Below are 22,795 nucleotides of genomic sequence, written 5' to 3' on the forward strand. Positions count from 1 at the left end.
TTTTGCGGTGAAATAACAAAAAAAAATTCATATAAAAATGACAAAAACAGAAATTGTACATCAGTTTTATATCTCCTTAGCTAAAGGAGATTTTGAGAAAGTAGGCAGTTTATTAGCCGATGACTTAGTATGGCATCAACCAGGGAAAGGGGCTCTTTCAGGTAGTTACAAAGGTAAAGAGGCTGTATTCTCTCATTTGGGAAGAATGTCTGAGCTCAGTGGAGGCACTTTTGCTATTGACCAAATCGATTATATCACCGAAAACGACCCTTTGGTAGCTGCTGCCGTCGCTTTTGAGGTCTTTGCTTTTGACAAAAGTATGCGAATGAGAGGTATTGATCTCTATCGGGTAGAGAACGACAAAATACAAGAGGTTTGGTTATTCTCTGAACACATAGATGAAGAAGACGCCTTCTGGACAGAAGTTCTCAGGTTATCTAACCAACAGAAATAATATTTCCCCGCTCGTAGAGAATACTATGAGCGGGGAGGGTTTTATTCTTCGTTTTCTTAATCCAAACACCATTCAAAATATAAATAGGGGTGCGACTTAATTGTTTCATACCAATCACTATCGTGCGTTACAATAAATTCATTGTTAGTTTTATAACTTGAGATAAGAACGTGATTATCTATTTCTTTCCAAACAAGTATTCCATCTTCTGCACCTACAATACCTTTCCTATATTCTCCTAAGTAACATCTCCACTTTCTAAATGGCAACATCTTGTCCATAATTAGTATAAATTCGTCTATAGTATCGGGTAGATAAAACGTAGCTGGATTGGGACAGTTTACATCATCGGCTGCGCATACACTATCTCTACTTAGGTATACCTTTACTTGTTTATTTTCTACATCTTTCATTTTTTTACTTTCTCTATGGTTTCCGTATAAAACGTAGTAATATTAAGTCCGTATTGGGTATATTCACCTTTTTCTATAAACTTTTCGCCTGAGAAATAGATTTCTTGGGTATAAGTGGCGTTGTTTTTGGGAGTTTGTTCCTCTATTTCAAAAATGAGTTTATCAGCATCTATATATTTTCTTTTCTTGTCAAGTGAAAAAGGTAATTGGGGTTCGTTAGTATCTACTCTTCCTAACATTTGAAGACCTTTATCATCGTATGCTGCATATAAAGTACTATAAACAGTGGTATCTGCTTCGTTGAGGACAGTGCCTCCATTCATCTTTAAGTTCTTTTTGTATTTGTCCTTAGTGCTTATCATAAATACTTCCGTATCTATAAAATAATCCCCGAATTGGTCGTCTAAAAAATCTAAAATAGTCGCAATATCCCTTTTTTTGAATATTTTCTTCTTTAGAAAGTGGTTGTATTCATCACTGAGTACATAACTATCTCTATTTACACGTATGATATTGGGGTTTTCAACGTAAAATAAAAGTGTATGGGTGTAATTTCTATCGCCTATAAGTAGTTGTAGCTTATCGGCATCTATTTTTTTCGTAGTGAGGAAGTAAGAAAAGGCATCTTTTTGCGCTATATCCTTTGGGGTATCTTTTTTATGGACAAATAAAGTATCCTTTCTACGGTTGAAGTGCAAAAAGGTATAGTATTCACGGCTTTCCTTTCTGTCGGGGAGCAGTGAATCGGTTTGATTGTCTATGGCATAGCTTTCGTATTGTGTTCTAACTAATACTGCTTTTTGCGCCAATAACATATTTTGACCCCAAAGGAGGACTAATAATAAAGGGAGTAGTCTTTTCATTTTATTTGCTAATTTTCCATTACATTGGTAACTTGCTGCAATTTTTATAGAACAAAGGTGCTTCTATACCTTTTTTCTTACCTTCTTCATACACGCACTTGCATATATATAATAAGTCGGGGAGATTGTTGTGGAGGGTCATTATTTTTTTGGTGAGGATATTGTTGGCAAACATTCTTTTCATCAAAGGTGCTGAAAGAAAAGTAGGCAATTTATAAGGTAGTAACTCGTTGTTGTAATGTTTTAGCACCACCCCTCGTGAGGCTACTATCTTCACTGTTTCACGTACCGATTTTACAGCTTGCTTCAGTAATTTGGCAGACTGCATTAGCTTCTCGGCTGCCTCAGTAGTTTGTGCATTATTGCTATAATTTTCCATTGTAGTACTTGCTACCGAAATAACTCCCGCATTAATAGCCAGATGTAACCATATCCATTCGAGCATATCGTAAGGGTGTTCTAAGTCTATGTGGCAATCGCTAAATAGCTTTACTAAATCATCATAATTATCGATAGTAGTTTTTGCTTTGCTCTCCAGCATAAAATGGTCAAACAGACAAGCATTAAGGGTCTCACCTTCTAAGTTGCCTCCTGCTACGGGATAACCCAATACATAAGGACGATTGCCTAAGAGTTTTTCCAGATAATTCTTATCTTCCCAAATACCACAAGCAATGAGCAGTGTTCCTGTAATATGCTCTCTATTGAGTTCTTCTATCACACTTGCTAATTTTCCAGAAGGTACCGCAATGAAGATAAAATCATACTCCTTTTCCGTGGCGTGCTCAATAGAATAGCTATCGGTATACGAAAGTCCTTTCTTGTGTCCACGTCCGTCCAAGATATGAACGTTTAAAGTGTGTATGTTATTCTTTTTACTGTCTTTTCTAAGATAATGTGTTACTGTGTGTCCTGCTTTAGAAAACACATAGCCGTAAATAGAACCTATAACGCCTATGCCTATTACTAAGATTTTCATAGTGTCTTTTTTATCTAAGGACAAAGGTATAAAATTATTATCATCCCCTTCAATTTCCTCAAAATACCTATCTAAATGGCATCCTATTTCCATATCTTCATCGGAAGTATTTCGTAATACCATAAAGTGACAATTTTTCTCGGCATTAACGAATACAAAATTGTGTTCGCCGAAGTACACTTGGTATCCCTCATCTACTAACGACCAAACTTCACCCGCTTTAAAGCTGAAAATATCATTTTTTATGCGATAGCTTTTCCCTACTTGCAATTCCATACTATGTGATTTTTAAGCCACAAAGATAATAATAATTTAGTCAATTTTCTAATTTTCTAATTAGAAAATTATTTACTACTTTTGCCAAGTAAATTGTCAGCAAAAAAGAAAAGGATATGAACGATTTTAAACTAACACTTTTGAGAAAATGGGAATTTGACAATGAATTCTCATTTGTTTATGCTTCAACTTTACTACCCAATGGCACTGCCGTAATCCTAACTTCCGATTATACCGATTGGCATAAATATTACGTCCTTGTTCTTTCAACCGAAGGCGTCAAAAAGATTCCTATTGAATATACCCCAACATCCAACAGAGATTATCCTGTGCTTTTCAGATATAAAGAAGGGTTTGGCATCATCATCTCGGCAAAAGAAGTGCAATATTACTCAGATATGCATTCGTCGCCAACACTCATTCCAATAAAAAATAAATCATTGCTCAGGTATAACATTGTACCAGAGAAAGCTGAACAGCGGTATTTTCAAAATATATCCGATAGCCAAATAATTCCCGTTTGCTTTGAAAATGAAGTTTATTACGGCAATGCAAGATGTTTTGCCCTTTTAGAATTTGATGATACAGCCAAAACTGCCAAATGGAAATCCTTTTCTTACATAGATAAAAAAGCATTTACACATCGTGACAACAGAACCACCGACACCCCAAAAATAGACAGTCTTAAAATATCGGATAAAAAAATCTACGCCTTCATTCCGGGTGAAAGCGCTTCATCGGTTAATAAATGGGGAATGGATTATTATGCGCTCGCACAAATCTCTGCCGAAGGGAAGGTCATCGAGAAAATTATTGAATCGGACAATTTGCATACCGATCATAAAAAACGCGGTGTTAATGGCTGTTTCACGGACTCAGAATATGTGATACTAACACCTGTTTTTAAAACCGATGAATGGAAGGGCAATCAAAAAATCTTTTCGCTCACCACACGCGAATATGGCAATGTTTTCTTACCTAAAGGAATGACAAAACACAAACTCCAAAATATCACAGGCAACCTTTGCTTGACCTCTCTTTTCGACAGAGGTTTAAAAGAAATATCTTTGTGCAATTACAATAACTTATAAAATTAGACATTAGTTTTTATGTCTCAAAAAATCAAAGTTTTTAATAAATTATTAGCCCATTACGGCAAGCAACATTGGTGGAATGCCCCCAATCGCATTACCGACTGGATTTCGATGATTCTCATTCAGCAAACCACCCAACAGAATACCGAAAAAGCCCTTGCAAACTTAGAGGGCAACCTATCGGTAGAGGCTTTACACACTATGGAATTGAACACTTTACAGGAATATATACGTCCGGCAGGCTTCTACAAGCAAAAAAGCACTTACATCAAAGCCCTGATGGAATGGTATGTATCGCACGGAGCTTCCTTACAAAAGTTTGAGGCTATCCCTACTGAGGAGCTTCGCAAGGAACTGCTCTCTATCAAAGGTGTGGGCGAGGAAACTGCCGATGCAATGTTGTTGTACATTTTTGAGCGAAAGGTGTTCATAGCCGACCAGTACGCTATACGACTTTTGAACCGCCTGAATCTCTCTTCTGCCCAAACCTATAAAGCCCTACGTGAAGAATGTATGCCCTTAGTGACTGAAATTCCCTTAGAAACCTGCCAAGAATGGCACGCTGTGATTGATGTACACGGCAAGGCTTACCGCAAAGGTTTTACCGATGAACAATGGTTATTAGAATAATAAATAAAAAAATTATGAGCAAAATATGGAAAAATATCATTGCCCAAACACAAGAAGAGGTAAAGGCAACTTTTCAAGAATTATACGCTTCTGTGGATTTCGGAGCTTATATAGCCCCGCAAGATTACTTTGTGTCTTACATCTTTAAAACAGAAGAGGAACTGAGCAAAGCAAAGGAAACTGGCTTACTGCAAAAGATAAACGACTATCACCAAAAACTATTGCGTGATCAACAATACCCTGAGGAAGGTATAAAAGATTGTACTTTTGCCTCTCAGGAAGATTGCGACAAGGAGTGGAACGGAAATTGGTATTATTATTACAAGTAAACAAACAACATCACAGCGAACTATCAAAAGAAGATTTCATCTTTGTAGGCTATTGCGAAGCCCTCGAAACTCATTTAATGACGGTTTTTGTGAGTTGGGCAGGCGATAAACAAATCTAACAGTATTACCAAACAATTGTAAGTATGATAAAATCAGTTTTAATAGTAGGACTTGGGAGCTTTATGGGCGGAGTTTTTCGTTATGTGCTTTCAGTAGGATTGAGCAGATGGGGTAAAATATTGTCCTTCCCCATAAGTATTTTTATGGTAAATATATTGGGGTGTTTCTTGATAGGAATACTCTACGGTTATTTCAAGAATAAAGAAGTAGATAGCTATTTAGTTTTATTACTAATGACAGGCGTTTTGGGAGGCTTCACCACGTTTTCTACTTTTTCATTGGAAGTACTGCAATTATTTCAGCAAAATGAACTACTAAAAGCTACTTTTTATGTAGTAGGAAGTGTAGGATTAGGAATTTTGGCGTGCTTTTTGGGATACATTATAGGCAACAGGTAAAAGGTAATAGATTAAGCTAGCAATAGCTGTTTTTTTATAGTCAAACAAAAATAGATTGCAACTCAATAGGCTTGTTCTTAGAGGGCGATTTGCAAGTCGCCCCTACAATATACTGAAAAAGAGACTGATTATCAGTGTATCAACTTTGCCAAAGGTGCGAGCCGCACAAGCAAAACTTTGGCAAAGTGTAGCGACGCAAAATTTGCAAACCAATTCTGATAGACTGTAAATTAAAAATTTTTACATTAAAAAATATATACAACAATGAAGAAATTTTTGTTAGGAGTAGCTGTGGCTGTAGTAGCCTTGCTATTAATAAAGTATTTTACTGATAAGAAAGAAGACAAAGAGAGATTGGAGGCTGATACGGCTCTGATACAAACGCAAATAGCCAACGTAAGCAAGTTGGTTGTTACTGAAGGACATTTTGCAGAAGTACTCTCGTATACCGATACTCAAAAGTACTTTATGGATTTGCTTTCGTTTGATAAGAAAATCCTCACAGTAGTAAATGCTGATGTAACGGTAGCTTACGACCTGCACAAAATCAGCTATGAGGTAAACGAAGAGCAAAAGAAAGTCATCATTAAATCACTGCCAGAGGCAGAGGTAAAGATATACCCAACGATGAAATATTACGACGTGAGCCAGAGTCAGGTGAACCCTTTTACTCCTACCGATGTAGAGAAGATACAAAAGAAGGTAAAAGCCGAGTTGGAACGCAAAGTGAATGCTTCAACCCTAAGGAGCAATGCCGAAAATCGATTGCTTACCGAACTTTCTAATCTTATTTTTGCTACCCGAGCTGTGGGCTGGACGTTAGAGTACCAAAATACGCCTATTGAGAGTAGAGAAGATTTTAAAATGCTGAAACCATAACAAAAGTGTATTAGTTTTGATTATTTTCTGTATATTTGCCCCATAAATCAAATATTGAATATTCACTTATGAAAACGGAAAAACAATTAAATATTAAATATAGCGTTTTTGAGGGGGTTACTGACCTGCCAAAAAAAGCACAAGAACTAATGCAACAAGCGATTATGGCTAGAGAAAATGCTTATGCTCCTTACTCCAAATTTAAGGTAGGAGCGGCGGTTCGTCTTAAAAACGGACAAATTTTCATAGGTTCTAATCAAGAGAATGCTGCTTATCCGTCGGGGTTGTGTGCTGAAAGAGTGGCTATTTATCAGGCTTCTACCCAATGTCCTGATGAAGAAATAGAGATGATTGCTATTTCGGGCACTGCCGAAGACCCTACTTGTTACCCTGTTTCTCCGTGTGGAGCGTGTAGGCAATCACTTTCAGAATACGAGACTAAGCAGAAAAAGCTAATACCTGTTTATTTTATGGGAGCAGAAGGGAATATCATCAGAACAGCTTCTATCAAAGATTTACTACCTTTCCTTTTTGACGGTAGTTTAATGTAAAAGTGCGAGCCACAAGAGCAGATGAGAGTTAATAGATAAACGCGAAAAAGAGATATAAAGAGTAACTGCTATAAGGCAATGGTATGAAAAACCATTGCCTTATTTTTTGCAAAAGAGAGGGATTTACAAAAGTGCATTATCGGAGTATTTCGGATATACACGGAAGATATCGAAGATAGGGTTATGGTATAGTTAGCTTATAGAAAGCTTATAGGAAGCTTATACGAATCTTGGACGATTGGTATAGAAAGGGTATATAAGTAGTTAATAATGAGAGGGTAAGAGCAGATATTAAAAAGTTAAAAAAATGTTAATTAAACGAAGAGTAAAGAGGGGAAAAACGAAAGTGAAGAGCGAGTTAGGAGGAGGAAGGTGATTTCAACTGGGGTGGTTATCCGTTTAAAAGGCGAAGGTAGGATAATGATAAGATAGGGTGAAGGTGAAGTATATTTAAAAAAATAATTTACACATTTGGTGTAGAAAAAAAGTGATATCCTTTGCTAATTATACTTTATTTTATATTTTTGCACCAAAATTACATTATCTCATAATGTACCTATCTGCCAAAAAAGAGGTTATAACGTTATAGCAATAATTTGGTTTATAGGTGTTTAATTATTTCTTATAAGATGTCAGTAAAGCAACGTTTAACCTTATTTCTACTACTTTTAGCAGGATTCAGTGTTCAAGCACAAGTAACCCCTACGACCCAAACCGCTACGAGTACTCAAACTGAGACGACTGTGCGGAATGGCATTGGGCGTATAGGGTTAGAGCAACCTAAAAGCATTGTGCATCAGTATACCTATAACCCGACGCTCGACCGCTATGTATACACTGAGAAATTAGGAAATTACGACCTTTCTACCCCTATGTTTCTCACGGTACAACAATATGAAAACTTGGTGTTGCGTGAGCGTATGAAGGAATACTACCGAACTAAATTGGACGCCATAGGCGATACCCAAAGCAATACTGCCGATAAGAAAAAAACGCAACGCGACCTCTTGCCCGAATTATACGTAAATTCTGACTTTTTTGAAAGCGTGTTCGGGGGGCGCAATATAGAACTGATTCCGCAGGGAAGTGTAGGGGTAGATTTAGGCGTACGCTATACGCGCAACGACAACCCCGTAGTGAGTCCGCGTTACCGCAGTTCGTGGGGCTTAGATTTTGAACAGCGCATCAGCTTAGGGCTTACCGGTAAGATAGGTACACGCCTAACACTTAACGCTCAATACGACACACAAGCCTCCTTTGATTTCCAAAATGTATTTAAATTAGAATATACCCCTGATGAAGACGATATCGTACAAAAAATAGAATTGGGTAATATCTCAATGCCGATGTCTAACTCACTCATCACAGGTTCGCAGAGCCTTTTCGGGGTGAAGACAGAACTTAAATTTGGGCGTACTACTATCACGGGTGTTTTCTCTGAACAGAAATCGGAGCGAAAGACCGTAAGTGCCCAAGGCAGTGGCACTATTACAGAGTTTGAATTTTCGGCTCTTGACTACGACGAAAACCGCAACTACTTCCTCGCACAGTTCTTCCGTGATAACTACGACCGCGCTTTAGAAAACTACCCATTTATCAATAGTAAAGTGCAAATTACCCGTTTGGAGGTGTGGGTAACCAACCGCAATAGCCGTATGGGGAATATCCGCAATATCTTGGCTGTACAAGACTTAGGTGAACCCAAAATGGAGAATACACGTTTGGGAAATAAAGCAGGAGCCAGCTTCTTTAATGCTACCACCAATAATATGCCTGCCAATGGGGCTAACAAATACGACCCTACACGTTTGGGCACACCAAATTCGGTACTTACCAGCGCTATTCGCGATGTGGCTACGGTACAACAAGGTTTTGGCACGAACAGCTCCTACGTAAGTCAGGGTTACGACTACGCCGTTATAGAGAACGCTCGTAAACTTGAAGAGGGAGTGGACTATAAAGTAGATACCAAACTCGGTTATATATCGCTGAACACAGCCCTTAGTAGCGATGAGGTATTGGCGGTAGCTTATCAATATACCTACGGTAGCCAAGTGTATCAAGTGGGTGAGTTTGCCAACGACGGTATCTCGGCAACTACCAATCAGTTTTACGGAGGTGGTAACAATGCGATTACCAACAACCTTTTGGTGTTGAAGATGCTTAAAAGTAACCGCCTGAATGTGAAAGACCCTATTTGGGATTTGATGATGAAGAACGTGTATTCAGTAGGTTCAGCACAGCTTTCACCAGAAGATTTCCGTATGAATATCTTCTACTCCAACCCCTCCCCTATTAACTATATCGAAAAAGTAAACAATAACGGTTGGCCTACAGGATTGGAAGACCGCATTTTGTTAAATCTCTTCAACTTCGACCGCCTCAACAAATACAACGACCCTCAGCCAGGTGGTGACGGGTTCTTTGATTTTGTTCCGGGCATTACCGTAGACGAACAATACGGAAAAATATTCTTTACCAAAGTAGAGCCTTTTGGTGAATACCTCTACAACACCTTAGGTGGTGGTGCAAATTACGACGACCCTGCAACTTATAATGACAACCAACGAAAATACGTTTATACTTCACTATACAAAAATACGAAAACCCAAGCCCAGATGGACGGTGATAAGAATAAGTTCCAAATGAAAGGACGCTATAAGTCATCGGGTAGAAGAGGTATATCCTTAGGAGCCTTCAACATACCTCGTGGTTCAGTAACGGTAACAGCCGGTGGGCGTATACTGGTTGAAGGATTAGACTATTTAGTAGACTATCAATCAGGAATTGTGGAGATTATCAATCCGAGTCTTGAAGCGAGCAACTTGCCTATACAGGTTTCAGTAGAGAACAATCTGATTTTTGGAGGGCAAACCACCCGCTTTATGGGCGTGAATGTAGAACACAAATTCAACGATAAGTTTATCATTGGAGGTTCTATCGTAAACCTACGCGAACGACCTTATACCCAAAAGACCAGCTACGGGCAAGAAGCCGTAAACAATACTATCTTCGGTTTTGGAGGAACTTACTCTACTGAGCTACCTTTCCTAACTCGCTGGGTAAACCGTATTCCTACGATTAAGAGCGATGCGCCGTCGAATCTATCTATACGAGGTGAATTTGCTTACCTAAGAGCCGGTACCCCTAAGGCAGATGATTTTGACGGAGAAACTACCGTGTACTTAGACGACTTTGAGGCAGCGCAAGCCACTATTGATATGCGTTCGCCCCTTGCGTGGAAATTGGCAAGCACGCCTTTAGAATTTGGACAAGGCAGTGGTACAGCTTCGCGCACTTTATACGGTAATGGGCCTGATGACCCCAATAACTTACGCAATGGTTATGGGCGTGCTAAACTGTCGTGGTATACCATAGACCCTGTGTTCTATTCAAACCAAAAGCCTTCGGAGATAAGCAGTAGCGAAATCTCTAAGAATAGTACACGCCGTATTTTTATAGAAGAAATCTTCCCACAACAGCAATTAGCCCAAGGACAATCGTTAGTACAAACTACCTTAGACTTAGCTTATTACCCTAATGTAAAAGGGCCTTATAACAACGACCCAAGTTTTGCTTCTCGTACTAAAAACGACAAATGGGCAGGAATTATGCGCGGTATGAGCTATTCGGATTTTCAAGAAAGTAACATAGAGTTCTTGCAGTTCTGGGTGATGGATCCTTATTATTCAGGTGAATACAGTGGTGATGGAGAATTGGTTTTCAACTTAGGAAATATATCAGAAGACGTGCTTAAAGACGGTAGAAAACAATACGAAAACGGCTTACCAGGACTTTCTTCTACTTCAAGTATTAATACCTCGTCTTGGGGTAAAGTACCTGCGGCACAATCGCTGATATATGCTTTTGATGACAACTCATCTAACCGTGCCTTGCAAGATATAGGATTAGATGGACTCAACGACGCCGAAGAATCGAGAATATACAACAATAACGTAGCTACCTCACCTAACGACCCTGCGATGGATAACTACGAATACTTTTTGGCGCGTAGTGGTGGTATCTTAAACCGTTATTACAACTACAATGGTACGCAAGGTAACTCGCCTGTGGCAGTAACTAATACGAACAGAGGTTCGACCACAATTCCTGATTATGAAGATATCAACGGTGATTATACGATGAACACCGCCAACAACTACCTTGAATACAGAGTGCGTATTAAACCTAATATCACCACTGCTGACCCTTATGTGAATGATATTCGTGTGGTATCGGTAGAAGCACCTAACGGGCAACAAGTAAGTGCCCGCTGGATACAGTTTAAAATACCGATTGCCAGCGGTGAGATGTGGCGAGAAGGGTTCCAATATCCATTGAACAACAACGACAAGATGGATATCATCAACTCGATGACCCATATGCGTATGTACCTTACAGGCTTCCCTCAAGAAATGCTATTACGCTTTGGTACACTTGACCTTATTCGCGGTGATTGGCGTTATTACAACTATACCCTCAGCACTGATAAGGACGACCCAAGTGATGACGGCACCAAAGTAGAAATCAATTCAGTAAATTTAATTGAGAACGAAACCCGTCAGCCTATTCCTTACCGTATGCCACCAGGGGTACGCCGTGAGCGTATTAATACCAACAACACCTTGGTAGAACAAAACGAGCAGGCTTTATCTTACATAGTGGATAACCTTGAAAACAACGATAGTAGGGCGGTATACAAGGCAATGCGCTTTGACCTTCGACAATACAAGTATATCAAGATGTTTGTACACGCTGAAGCCTATAAGAACAAACCGCTGAGCGATAATCAGGCAGTGGCTTTCTTGCGGGTAGGTACTGACTTTAACGACAACTATTACCAAGTGGAAGTACCCTTACAGGTAACGCCTGCGGGTGCTTCGACAGAGCAACTGATATGGCCACAAAACAACCAATTGGTTATCCCAATGGACGTGCTCACCAAGTTAAAAGCTATAAGCATACGCAACCAAACAATGAGTGATGCGGTATACTACGATGCAAACTTCAATGTAGTACCTGAGAGTGCGCCACACGTAGCGGGACAAAACCGTTATGTAATCAAAGGGAATCCGTCGCTCGGTAGTGTAAGAGCCGTAATGATAGGGGTGAAAAACGTATCGGGCAGTAATGGACTGAGTGGGGAATATTGGTTCAACGAATTGCGTGTAGCCGAATTGGAAAACCACGGCGGTTGGGCAGCCGTAGGCTCTCTTGATGCGAATGCCTCTGAACTAATGAACATCTCGGCTACAGGACGTATGCATACCGTAGGTTTTGGAGCGGTAGACCAAGCTCCTAATCAGCGCGCCTTAGAAAGTACCCGCGAATACGATGTAATGATGAACATCAATGCGGGGAAACTGCTCCCTCCTAAGTGGAATATGCAAATACCGGTAGGCTTGAATCACTCGCAGAAACTCTCGACCCCAGAGTACGACCCCGTATATCAAGACATCAAATTAGAAGACCGATTGGACGTAGCACAAAACGCACGCGAGCGAGAAATTATTAAAGAACAAGCAGAAGATTATACACTAAGACGCGGTATTAACCTCATCGGGGTGAAGAAAAACTTAGGCGAAGGACAGAAAAACCGTATTTACAACATAGAGAACTTTACTTTTAACTATGCTTACAACGAGAAGAACCACCGCGATTACGAGTTGCGTTACGAAGATGAACAACAAGTGCGCGCAGGCTTTATGTACAACTATACTTTCAAACCTACTGCCGTAGAGCCTTTCAAGAAAAGTAGTAAGTTTGCTAATAAGCGCTATTGGCAATGGTTAGCAGATGTAAACTTGAACATTCTGCCTACCAGCATTATGTTCACTACTGATATCAATCGTTCTTTTACTAAGCAATTGTTCCGCGATGTACATTTTGATGGTGTGAATGCAAATCAGCAAAAAGCACTCCCTGAGCTACAACAGCGCAATTACCAGATGAATCACCAATACGCTATCAACTACAATTTGACTAAATCATTGCGATTGAACTTCAATGCTACTAATAACAGTATCATTCGCAACTACTATGTGTACGATGGCAATGGGGATATATCAGGCATTAATAAAGAAGTATCACTTTGGTCAGATTTCTGGGATTTAGGAACTCCAGACCACTTCTTCTCGAAGTTCCAAGTGAACTACGATTTGCCTTTTAGTAAGTTTCCTTTCTTTGAATTTATGAAAGCTAACTATACTTATTCTGGTGATTTCGACTATCAGCGCGGTTCACAAACTCTCTTACAGTTGGCACGCCAAGAAGTAAACACCTTGCAAAACGGCAATACGCATAACTTTACAGCAAACCTTACTTTCGACCAGCTGTATCGTTACTTAGGCGTAAAAGCTACTCCAAGAGGAGAAAAAGCCAGTGTAGCTAAAACTTTCTTGACAATGCTCAAAACAGTAGGAGTGAACTACTCAGTTACCAATGCTCGCACCATACCAGGATATACGCAACAAGTAGGCTTCTTAGGCACCTTTAAACCATCGGCAGGCTTTATGTTTGGTGACCAAACTGACTTACGTTATGAGATGGCAAAACGCGGTTACCTTACTGAATTCCCTGATTTCAACGACCAATACATCAAATCACAAGAGAAACAGCTGTTGCTTACGGCTAACTTGCAACCTATCCCTGATTTGCAAATCAATTTAAAAGCTAATCGTCAGTATACCGAGAACTATACTGAAACCTTTGAAGTGCGCAACTTTGTTTATAATCCATTAGTAGGCAACCAAGTGGGTAGATTTAATATTTCTACCAACTTGATAGCTACTACCTTTAATAAGATTGATGAATACAAGTCGGAAGCCTTTGAACGTTTCAAAGAAAACCGACTTACCGTAGCACGTCGTTTGGCTGAGGCGCGCGGTTTGAATCCAGCCAGCGTAGATGCAGAAGGTTACCCTATAGGTTATAGCAAAAAGAGCCAAGCAGTGATGATACCTGCTTTCTTTGCAGCCTATTCAGGAAGTAGTGCCAGTGGCGTATCGCTTGATGCTTTCAAGAATATTCCTATCCCTGAGTGGAATATACGCTATACCGGACTAATGCGCGTAGAGTTTATCAAGAATACTTTCCGTCGTTTCTCATTGGCACACGGTTATCGTGCCAGTTACTCGCTTAGTGAGTTCCGAACTAACTTAGAATATGAACCGGCTAACCCTAATAAAACGAACGTAGCAGGCGATTTTCTCAATGAGAAACTCTATTCTACTGTTACGCTCGCTGAGCAGTTCAATCCGCTTATTAGGGCAGATATGGAATTCAAAAACTCTATGAGCTTCTTGGCAGAATTCAACCGAGACCGCACTATTTCTATCAGTTTAGATAATGATTACCTAACTGAGATTCTCAAACGCGAATACAAATTCGGGGTAGGATACCGATTTAAAGATTTGCGTTTCGTTACCCGAGTAAATGGTAATCTCACTACCTTGAAGAGCGATTTAGTACTGAAAGGCACTCTTTCCTACCTCAATGAGTTTACGGTAATACGCAATATGGAAATATTCAACAACCAAGTAACAGCAGGACAAACCTCGTGGTTGGGTAACCTCACTGCCGAATATGCTCTTACTCGTAACCTTTTGGCATCGTATTATTTCCAATACAATTTCTCTAAATCGGCTATTTCAACTGCTTTCCCAATGACGACTATTCGCACAGGACTTTCAGTGAAATATACCTTTCAATAATTAGCTGATTTGGATACCTACAAAACCATAGCAACCTCGGTAGAAGAGGTGATTTTTAAGGAAAAGAGCAGTAAGTTTTTAGGCTATGCTTTCCCGATTACTTCTGAAGAGGAGATAAAGGTGCATCTCGAAGCTGTGAAAAAAGCACATTTCTCGGCACGGCATTGGTGTTATGCGTGGCAATTGGGTTATGGCACTACGCAGCGTTATCGCACTAACGACGACGGTGAACCTAACAATACAGCAGGGATTCCTATTTATGGGCAAATACAGTCGTTTGAACTTACTAATGTACTGGTGGTAGTAGTGCGTTATTTTGGAGGGATTAAATTAGGGGTAGGCGGATTGGTGCAGGCTTACAAAACTACTGCCCAACTCACCTTGCAAGAAGTAGAAATTGTAGAAAAGCTCATTACCGAAGAACTTATCATCAGTTTTGAATATCCACTGATGAACAAAGTAATGCGGGTAGTAAAAGAGCAGAACCTCACCATCACTCATCAACTGCTCACTGAAAACTGTGTGCTACATTTAGCCGTACGACAAAGTGATTTTATAAAAGTAAAAGAGATTTTTAGTAATCTCTTTGGGGTACATATAATAGAAGAAGATTAGGGCGTTTCTTTTCTTGAGTGCTTACTTTCATTGATTGTCTATTTGTATCTATTTTTTAAAATGCAACCGAAAGCTGTTCACTACTGCCTTTTGCTGTTGGTATTCCAAAGGTACAAAAGGAAATTTACGCTCATTATCTCCTTCCTTTTCTTTAGAAAAAGCATAAAATGGCACATCATTTAGCACGGTCATATCTACTGTTTTACAAGCGATAAGTAAGAAGCATAAAATAAAGGGTAAGAGGAGTTTCATTGTTAAGAGCTAAAATTAAAAACTTTGCCAAAGTTTTCCTGTCTGCACGGCTCGCTCCCTTGGCAAAGTTGAATATTATAGAGAGCTACACTTTCTTCACTATAAAGTAGTTTTTCTTTCCACGTTGTAATAAGATAAATTTCCCATCTACAAGGTCTTTTTCCCCTATCTGGTAGTCTTCACCTACTTTCTCTTTATTTACGGAGATAGAGTTCTCTTTCAAGGCACGACGTGCTTCGGAATTAGAACTGATAAAACCTGTTTTTGCTGAAAGAATCGCAATCATATCAAGTCCACCAGTAATATCGGTGGCACTTACTTCGGCTTGAGGTACGCCATCAAACACTTCTAAGAAAGTTTTCTCGTCTAAAGTGCGCAAATCGGCAGAAGTAGAGTTACCAAAGAGGATTTGTGATGCTTTTTTGGCTTTCTCAAGCTCTTCGCGTCCGTGTACTAATAGGGTGAGTTCTTCTGCCAATTTGTTTTGCAATATGCGCAAGTGAGGCGCCTCGGTGTGCTGAGCGATGAGACTGTTGATTTCCTCTTTACTGAGCATTGTAAAGATTTTTATATAACGTTCTGCATCAGCATCGGAAGTATTAATCCAATATTGGAAGAACTTGTAAGGCGAAGTTTTCTCAGGGTCGAGCCATACGTTACCACCTTCACTCTTACCGAATTTAGTACCATCGGCTTTAGTAATCAGCGGACAAGTAAGGGCATACGCCTTCCCTCCTGCTATACGGCGAATGAGCTCAGTACCAGTGGTAATGTTTCCCCATTGGTCAGACCCTCCCATTTGCAAAGTGAGGTTTTTCTCACGGTAGAGATGCAAAAAGTCATAACCTTGCAAGAGTTGATATGAGAACTCAGTAAACGACATTCCATCGGTATTTTCATTAGGGTCGAAGCGTTTCTTTACCGAATCCTTAGCCATCATATAGTTTACGGTAATGTGCTTACCAATATCGCGAATGAATGAAAGGAATGAGAACTCTTTCATCCAATTATAGTTATTCACGAGTTCAGCACGATTAGGTGCAGTGCTTTCAAAATCAAGAAATTTTGCCAATTGTTTTTTGATACCCGCTATATTGTGTGCTAATACTTCTTCAGTGAGCAAATTGCGTTCTACCGATTTACCTGAAGGGTCGCCTATCATACCTGTTGCACCTCCTACAAGTGCATAGGGTTTATGACCGCAATTTTGGAAATGGCGCAACATCATCACGCCCACCAAGTGACCAATATGCAGTGAGTCAGCAGTAGGGTCTATTCCCACATAAGCAGCGCGTAAGCCTTCCATAAGGTGTTGTTCCGTTTCAGGCATTATATCCTGAATCATACCGCGCCAACGCAATTCTTCTATAAAATTCTTCATTAGTTTTTGTTCGTTTATAATCTATTTGGGTGCAAAGGTACGAAAAAAGTAAAAACACTCTTTTCTTCTTGCTAAAGTTCTAAATAAGTAAGTATAAATATCTGTCTATAGTTGATTTATTATTCGCTTTTTCTTCGGTTTAGATTCGTCATTTGTTCGCCTTTCCTTCGTTCTTTGTTCGTCTTTTGTTTATCTGCCCGTGCGGCTCGCATCTGCCCGTGCGACTCGCATCTATACCCTAAACTTATTGCTCAAACGATTGCATTTCCACTAATTTTTTATACATACCGTTCTTTTGTATCAGTTCAGTATGGGTACCCTGCTCTACTATTTGTCCTTTTTGCATTACTACTATTTGGTCAGCATTTTGGATTGTTGAAAGCCGGTGCGCAATCACTACCGAAGTGCGGTTCTTCATCATATTTTCTAAGGCATTCTGTACCAAACGCTCGCTTTCTGTATCAAGTGCCGAAGTTGCCTCATCGAGTACCATTATAGGTGGGTTTTTCAGTACTGCACGAGCAATACTAAGGCGTTGTTTTTGTCCGCCACTCAGTTTACTACCTGCATCGCCTATGTTGGTATCGAAACCCTTGGGAAGGTCTTTTATAAATTCATAAGCATTAGCTATCTTAGCTGCTGTCACTAGTTCTTCATCAGTAGCATCGGGCTTTCCTATCAGCAGATTGTTCTTTACCGTATCATTAAAAAGAATAGAATCCTGCGATACCACCCCTATGAGCTTTCGCAAGGAGGCAGTTTGCATATCTTTTACGTTCACCCCATCGATAAGTACCTCTCCCTGATTTACATCGTAAAAACGAGTAATAAGGTTCGCAATAGTGCTCTTGCCACTCCCCGATTGTCCTACTAAGGCAATTGTCTTCCCTTTAGGTATTTCCAAAGAAAAATGAGTGAGTACGGGCAGTTCAGCATACGCAAAAGTAATATCTTTCAGAGCTACAGCAGTAGTAAAATCAGAAATTACAACAGGATTTTCACACTCTTTAATAGGATTCTCGTAATCAAGAATTTCCAAAATACGTTCGGCTGCTGCATTCCCTTTTCGCATATCGTATGATGCCTTACTGATAGCCTTAGCGGGGGTGAGAATATTGTACGCCAATCCCATAAAGGCAATGAATTGAGTGCCCTCTAATGTTTTATCTACCAACACTAACGAGCCTCCAAACCACAGCAAAATAGCAATCATTAGAATACCGAGAAACTCACTCATTGGCGACCCTAAGTTCTGACGGTTCATTACCTTATTGCTCAATCGGTTAAAAGTATTGCTAGATTCCTTAAATTTCTTAGAGAAAATACCCTCAGCATTAAATGCCTTTATAATGCGCAATCCGCCTATAGTCTCTTCTATGAGCGAAAGAAATCGCCCTTGTTCTTGTTGTAAAGCTATTGAATTCTTTTTTAGTGATTTACCTATCCTCGAAATTACTGCCGCTGCAATAGGAATAAATACAAAGGTAAATACTGTGAGTTTCACGCTAATACCTAGCATCACCAAAATAGAAAAGAGAATAGTAAGAGGTTCTCTCACAAAAGCCTCCAATCCCGAGAGCAATGAGTATTGTACTTCGTTTACATCACCTACCATACGCGACATAATATCGCCTTTGCGCTGTTCTGAGAAAAATGCTATCGGTTGGCTTACAACTTTTTTGTAAAGTGCATCACGCAAATCGCGTAATACACCATTGCGAAGGTAAGTAATGAAAAAAGAAGCTAAATAGCTAAACATATTCTTCAGCAAGAAGAGTGAAATTACCAAAGCAATCACTATTCCAAGAGCCCAAATAGTATTTTCTCCCGCAAGAATTCCTACTTTGTAGTTTAAGTAGGCTTTACCATAACTCCCTAAATCCAACAAATTACCCGAATATACAGGAGCTTCAGCTACTGTTTGCGCTTTGCCAAAAAGTACATCAAGCATCGGGATAAGTGCCACAAACGAAAGTGCACTAAAGAGTGAATAAAGAATATTGAAAAATATGTTCAGTATTGCCTGTTTCTTATAAGGCAATATATAAGGGATAAATCTCTTGAGTTTCATCTTATTTCTTGTATTTCTTAACCGTTTCGTCCCTTCTTAGCTTTTGATTATCGGTATACACAAACTTAGGAACGAAATAGATTTGGCGAGGCACTTCGTATTTCAGTATATCTTTATCCATATAAATATCGTGTGCCAAAGTAGGGTAATCCTTCTCCTCACCCTGTACGTAAAGCACTGCTCGTTGTCCTAATTCATCATCAGGTTCTTTAGTAATAAAGTAATCACCTTTGATGTACTTCTTAATCTTGTGCTCTACACTTTCTGGAAAGACTTTAAAGCCTCCCGAATTGATAATATTGTCAAAACGCCCTAACCACTCAAATTCGCTATGCGATATGAGATTTACAATATCATTAGTAATCACAGGGTGGTCGGCAATCAAAGGTGCATTTATTACCAAACAATTGCGGTCGTCTTGGGTAAACGTAACATTAGGCATTGCCTTATAGGTAGTTTCGTGCTCCATCGTGTGATTTACCCTGCGCATCGCAATATGCGAAATGGTTTCAGTCATTCCATAAGATGAATACACTTCTGTGGGAATATTCTGTAATTTAGCTTCTAATTCTCCATCAATAGAAGCTCCTCCTAATATTACCTTCTTCACACGAGGCAAATCAGTAAGAGATTTCGCCGCTTGCAAAGGTATCATTGCACAAAAATCATAATCCTTGCTGGTAAGCGATAAAGGCATAGACGAAGGGCGAATAATATCAAGGTGTAAACCTAAAATAATGGCGCGAATAAGCATCATCTTACCTGCAATAAAGTCAGCTGGCAAACACAACAAAGCACGATTCTTAGGTGAAAGATTAAGGTATTCACCCGTAGCCAAAGCCGAATTAACCATACCTTGTTTCTTAAGGTGAATTTGTTTAGGAATGCCAGTAGAACCTGAGGTCGTCGCTTCTATATAATCCCTGTCGTCAAGCCAATCCAGAAGAAACCTCCCCACCGATTTGCGGTAAGGCAAACCATCTTTCACGTAGGCTACCGCCAAGATAATAAGTCGTTCTCTATCTATAGGAAATCCATTGATTCTAAAATCTTTATGTACAAATTTGTAGTCTATTTCGTTCATCTTAAATGTAATATTGTTTTAATAGCAGTGGCAAAGCTACAATAATTAAACGAAATGAGCAAAATTAAATGTAAAATCTTATATTTTCATCGTTACAATTCGTCCTCATTGGGGTTGTCGGCAATTACTCAACCATCGCTCTATTCTCATTTTATCTTTCTATTACTTTCGCCTCGAAACCTCGTTTTTATCACTTTTAACCTTGCTGTATTATATTATGAATCAACTTTTTACACACCCTTTCTATACCAATCGTCCAAGATTCGTATAAGCTTCCTATAAGCTCTCTATAAGCTAACCCCACCCTTCTCTCAGCCTTTTTTCATCAAAAACCCCTCTAATCATCTTTTGATATTCTTCGTTTCCCTTCGATGATTCTGTGTCTTTCCAAAAACTCTAATGTGTTCTTTTTGCGACACACACTTTGGCAAAGCTGATTCAATTGATAATCAATTTAAAGACAATACAAACTATTATTGAAAATAACCTATTCTGTAAAACATACTTTACTCAGAAAATATTTCTATGGTTTTAGCCTTTTACAACCTAATTATTCATCTAAAAATAATAATGATTATGAGCCTTTTATAAAACAACAGAAAAAATATTTTGTCTTTTTCCCTGCTATATCAAAAATATTTTCTAATTTTACCCCCAATAAATTTATAAAAGTATGTATGCATTAGACCGTATTGATTTAGCACTTTTAGATGAGTTACAACAAGATAGCAAACAATCTATTAAAAAATTATCCGAGAAAGTAAGCCTGTCAATCACTCCAGTTCACGAACGTATCAAACGATTAGAATCACTAGGGATAATTCAAAGATATGTAGCGGTAGCCAATCCTAAAGCTCTCGGAAAAAAATTGGTAGCTTATTGTCAAGTAAAACTTCTTAAGCATAGTGCCGAATTATTTAATGAGTTCGAAAAATATATAAGCACTTTAGATGAAGTGTTAGAAGCCTCGTATATGGCAGGAGGCTACGACTTCCTGCTAAAAGTTATGCTCAACGATATGGAAGATTATCAGAGATTTGTAGTACACAAAATATCTAAATTAGAAATTATCTCTAACATTCAAAGTTCTTTCGTAATACAAGAAATCAAGAACACCTCTATGATTAAATGTCTACGTGAGGAAGCTGAAAAAACTAATTAAAAATGCACATAGCAATTGCAGGAAATATAGGAGCTGGAAAAACTACCCTTACCTCCCTATTAGCCAAACACTACCAATGGGAAGCCCATTTCGAAGATGTGGTAGATAACCCTTATTTAGATGATTTTTATCACCAAATGGAGCGCTGGAGTTTTAATTTACAAATATACTTTCTAAACAGTCGCTTCCGACAGATTTTGGATTTTAGAGAGAAAGGAAATAACATCATTCAAGACCGCACTATTTACGAAGATGCTCACATCTTTGCCCCTAACTTACACGAAATGGGACTGATGAGCTCTCGTGATTTCGATAATTACAAATCACTATTCGCTCTGATGGAGCGCCTTGTTCTCCCACCAGACCTACTGATTTACCTCAGAAGCTCAGTACCCAACTTAGTAAACCAAATACAAAAGCGCGGTCGAGATTACGAAAATACAATCTCGATAGACTATCTCAACCGCCTCAACCAGCGATACGAACAGTGGATAAAAAGTTACGACAAGGGGAAACTACTCATTATAGAAGTAGACAACATTGATTTCGTAAACAACCCTGAAGATTTAGGTGAAATCATCAATAAAATAGACGGACTCCTATACGGATTGTTCTAAAATAAAAAAGACACCCACAATAGTGAGTGTCTTTTTTATTTTATCTTTTATTCGTTATTAAAAGAATTTGTTTACGTGGAAAGCAACCAAACCATCGATTGGTTTTCTTAGCACTGTACCCAATTTAAGGTTGTTTTCCGTCAATACTTCTTCCAAAATATCTTGGAGGAAGAAAGCAATACTACCTACAAAGTTGATAGGCACTTCGTAACGGTCTTCATACTGAGAAATCCAGTGGTCTACAAATAGTTGCATACCTTTTCTCACCATCTCACGGCAATATTCATGATTCTTATTTTCTACTACGAATTTCGCAAAAGTAGCCAAGTAACTGTTAGGATTTGGCATCTTGTACAAATGATTTTTAATCACATCTGAGCCCAATTCATATTGGTTTTCAAATTTTTGTACAAGGTCTGATGGCATTTTCTTGAAGTAATAGTCGATAATCAATCGTTTACCATAAAAGTTCCCACTCGATTCGTCCATCAAAATATAGCCTAATGAATCTACTGCTTGGTATAATTCTTTACCATTCCAATAAGAGCAGTTAGCACCTGTACCTAAGATACATACAATAGCTTTATCGGTGGGAGCTGTAGTGGCAAACACAGCTGCATAAGTATCTTCTTTCACATCTATTTTAGCGTTTTTGAAGATAGTTGCCAAACTGCGTTCTACAAAGTAACGAATGCGTTCAGTACCACAACCAGCACCATAGAAATAAATTTCTGATACTGAATTTCTGTTCTCAAACAATTGATAATTGGTGGTAATACGCTCTACGAGAATTTCTTCTGTAAGAACTTCAGGGTTTAATCCTAAAGTTTGAGTAAAAAATATTTTTTCACCTTTGCTATTCAAGGCTGTCCAATCGGCCTTAGTAGCTCCACTGTCTACAATTAAAATCATATC

General features: G+C 39.0%; 20 protein-coding genes. 12 read left to right on the forward strand and 8 right to left on the reverse strand.

Features of this window, described 5'->3' with window-relative positions; all coding sequences use genetic code 11:
* Positions 1 to 37: 37 nt before the first annotated feature.
* Positions 38 to 454, forward strand: a complete 417-nt coding sequence (locus HMPREF1528_RS04775) for a nuclear transport factor 2 family protein (RefSeq protein WP_016478854.1) — start codon at positions 38 to 40, stop codon at positions 452 to 454.
* 56 nt (positions 455 to 510) lie between these two features.
* Here HMPREF1528_RS04775 and HMPREF1528_RS04780 read toward each other — a convergent pair whose 3' ends face one another.
* From HMPREF1528_RS04780 to HMPREF1528_RS04790, 3 genes are read right to left on the reverse strand one after another with little or no spacing between them, the layout of a single operon-like run.
* Positions 511 to 867: a hypothetical protein gene (locus HMPREF1528_RS04780; RefSeq protein ID WP_016478855.1), complete on the reverse strand. Its 357-nt coding sequence runs from the start codon at positions 865 to 867 to the stop codon at positions 511 to 513.
* Complete coding sequence (locus HMPREF1528_RS04785) at positions 864 to 1,730, reverse strand: hypothetical protein (RefSeq protein ID WP_016478856.1); 867 nt, start codon at positions 1,728 to 1,730, stop codon at positions 864 to 866. The genes HMPREF1528_RS04780 and HMPREF1528_RS04785 overlap by 4 nt, the downstream gene beginning before the upstream one ends.
* 19 nt (positions 1,731 to 1,749) lie before the next feature.
* Entirely contained in the window at positions 1,750 to 2,985 is a 1,236-nt protein-coding gene (locus HMPREF1528_RS04790) for a ketopantoate reductase family protein (protein ID WP_016478857.1), read from the reverse strand.
* A 116-nt stretch (positions 2,986 to 3,101) separates the two neighbouring features.
* Here HMPREF1528_RS04790 and HMPREF1528_RS04795 point away from each other — a divergent pair, with 116 nt between their 5' ends.
* The 9 genes from HMPREF1528_RS04795 to HMPREF1528_RS04830 all read left to right on the forward strand — a co-directional run bounded on the left by HMPREF1528_RS04795 (position 3,102) and on the right by HMPREF1528_RS04830 (position 15,313).
* Positions 3,102 to 4,076 carry a hypothetical protein gene (locus tag HMPREF1528_RS04795; protein ID WP_016478858.1) on the forward strand — a complete coding sequence of 325 codons (975 nt, stop codon included), beginning with the start codon at positions 3,102 to 3,104 and terminating at the stop codon, positions 4,074 to 4,076.
* Between the two features lie 18 nt (positions 4,077 to 4,094).
* Positions 4,095 to 4,709 carry an endonuclease III domain-containing protein gene (locus HMPREF1528_RS04800; protein WP_016478859.1) on the forward strand — a complete coding sequence of 205 codons (615 nt, stop codon included), beginning with the start codon at positions 4,095 to 4,097 and terminating at the stop codon, positions 4,707 to 4,709.
* 14 nt (positions 4,710 to 4,723) lie between these two features.
* Entirely contained in the window at positions 4,724 to 5,038 is a 315-nt protein-coding gene (locus HMPREF1528_RS04805; protein WP_016478860.1) for a hypothetical protein, read from the forward strand.
* Positions 5,017 to 5,157 carry a hypothetical protein gene (locus tag HMPREF1528_RS12715; RefSeq protein ID WP_164996607.1) on the forward strand — a complete coding sequence of 47 codons (141 nt, stop codon included), beginning with the start codon at positions 5,017 to 5,019 and terminating at the stop codon, positions 5,155 to 5,157. Before HMPREF1528_RS04805 ends, HMPREF1528_RS12715 begins: the two co-directional genes overlap by 22 nt.
* A 24-nt stretch (positions 5,158 to 5,181) precedes the next feature.
* Positions 5,182 to 5,556, forward strand: coding sequence for a fluoride efflux transporter CrcB (gene crcB, locus HMPREF1528_RS04810; protein WP_034567851.1), 375 nt, complete (start codon positions 5,182 to 5,184; stop codon positions 5,554 to 5,556).
* Between the two features lie 264 nt (positions 5,557 to 5,820).
* On the forward strand, positions 5,821 to 6,435 hold the full coding sequence (locus HMPREF1528_RS04815) for a DUF4230 domain-containing protein (protein ID WP_002671253.1): 615 nt from the start codon (positions 5,821 to 5,823) through the stop codon (positions 6,433 to 6,435).
* 53 nt (positions 6,436 to 6,488) lie between these two features.
* Positions 6,489 to 6,986: a cytidine deaminase gene (cdd, locus tag HMPREF1528_RS04820; RefSeq protein WP_323984882.1), complete on the forward strand. Its 498-nt coding sequence runs from the start codon at positions 6,489 to 6,491 to the stop codon at positions 6,984 to 6,986.
* Positions 6,987 to 7,615: 629 nt separating this feature from the next.
* Complete coding sequence (gene sprA, locus HMPREF1528_RS04825; protein ID WP_016478862.1) at positions 7,616 to 14,698, forward strand: cell surface protein SprA; 7,083 nt, start codon at positions 7,616 to 7,618, stop codon at positions 14,696 to 14,698.
* Between the two features lie 9 nt (positions 14,699 to 14,707).
* On the forward strand, positions 14,708 to 15,313 hold the full coding sequence (locus HMPREF1528_RS04830; protein WP_002671250.1) for an IMPACT family protein: 606 nt from the start codon (positions 14,708 to 14,710) through the stop codon (positions 15,311 to 15,313).
* Between the two features lie 48 nt (positions 15,314 to 15,361).
* Here the strand turns inward: HMPREF1528_RS04830 and HMPREF1528_RS04835 are convergent, their stop codons facing one another.
* From HMPREF1528_RS04835 to HMPREF1528_RS04850, 4 genes are all read right to left on the reverse strand, one after another.
* Positions 15,362 to 15,565: a hypothetical protein gene (locus HMPREF1528_RS04835; protein WP_016478863.1), complete on the reverse strand. Its 204-nt coding sequence runs from the start codon at positions 15,563 to 15,565 to the stop codon at positions 15,362 to 15,364.
* An 85-nt stretch (positions 15,566 to 15,650) separates the two neighbouring features.
* The gene (gene tyrS, locus HMPREF1528_RS04840; protein ID WP_016478864.1) at positions 15,651 to 16,946 is read right to left on the reverse strand and encodes a tyrosine--tRNA ligase; all 1,296 of its coding nucleotides are present in this window, start codon (positions 16,944 to 16,946) and stop codon (positions 15,651 to 15,653) included.
* Between the two features lie 244 nt (positions 16,947 to 17,190).
* A complete protein-coding gene (locus HMPREF1528_RS04845) occupies positions 17,191 to 19,017 on the reverse strand; it encodes an ABC transporter ATP-binding protein (RefSeq protein ID WP_016478865.1) in 1,827 nt (608 codons plus the stop codon).
* A 1-nt stretch (position 19,018) separates the two neighbouring features.
* Positions 19,019 to 20,101 carry an AMP-binding protein gene (locus tag HMPREF1528_RS04850; RefSeq protein ID WP_002671241.1) on the reverse strand — a complete coding sequence of 361 codons (1,083 nt, stop codon included), beginning with the start codon at positions 20,099 to 20,101 and terminating at the stop codon, positions 19,019 to 19,021.
* Between the two features lie 673 nt (positions 20,102 to 20,774).
* On the opposite strand from HMPREF1528_RS04850, the gene HMPREF1528_RS04860 reads away from it, so the two are divergent.
* Together HMPREF1528_RS04860 and HMPREF1528_RS04865 are read left to right on the forward strand one after the other, a co-directional pair.
* Complete coding sequence (locus HMPREF1528_RS04860; protein ID WP_002671239.1) at positions 20,775 to 21,263, forward strand: Lrp/AsnC family transcriptional regulator; 489 nt, start codon at positions 20,775 to 20,777, stop codon at positions 21,261 to 21,263.
* Positions 21,264 to 21,265: 2 nt separating this feature from the next.
* Complete coding sequence (locus HMPREF1528_RS04865) at positions 21,266 to 21,880, forward strand: deoxynucleoside kinase (RefSeq protein ID WP_016478866.1); 615 nt, start codon at positions 21,266 to 21,268, stop codon at positions 21,878 to 21,880.
* Positions 21,881 to 21,937: 57 nt separating this feature from the next.
* On the opposite strand, the gene HMPREF1528_RS04870 is transcribed toward HMPREF1528_RS04865, so the two are convergent.
* Positions 21,938 to 22,792 (reverse strand): hypothetical protein, encoded by an 855-nt coding sequence (locus tag HMPREF1528_RS04870; protein WP_016478867.1) that lies wholly within the window; start codon positions 22,790 to 22,792, stop codon positions 21,938 to 21,940.
* Positions 22,793 to 22,795 lie beyond the last annotated feature (3 nt).

It is taken from the genome of Capnocytophaga sp. oral taxon 336 str. F0502, assembly GCF_000411575.1.
In the GTDB taxonomy this organism is placed as follows: domain Bacteria; phylum Bacteroidota; class Bacteroidia; order Flavobacteriales; family Flavobacteriaceae; genus Capnocytophaga; species Capnocytophaga ochracea.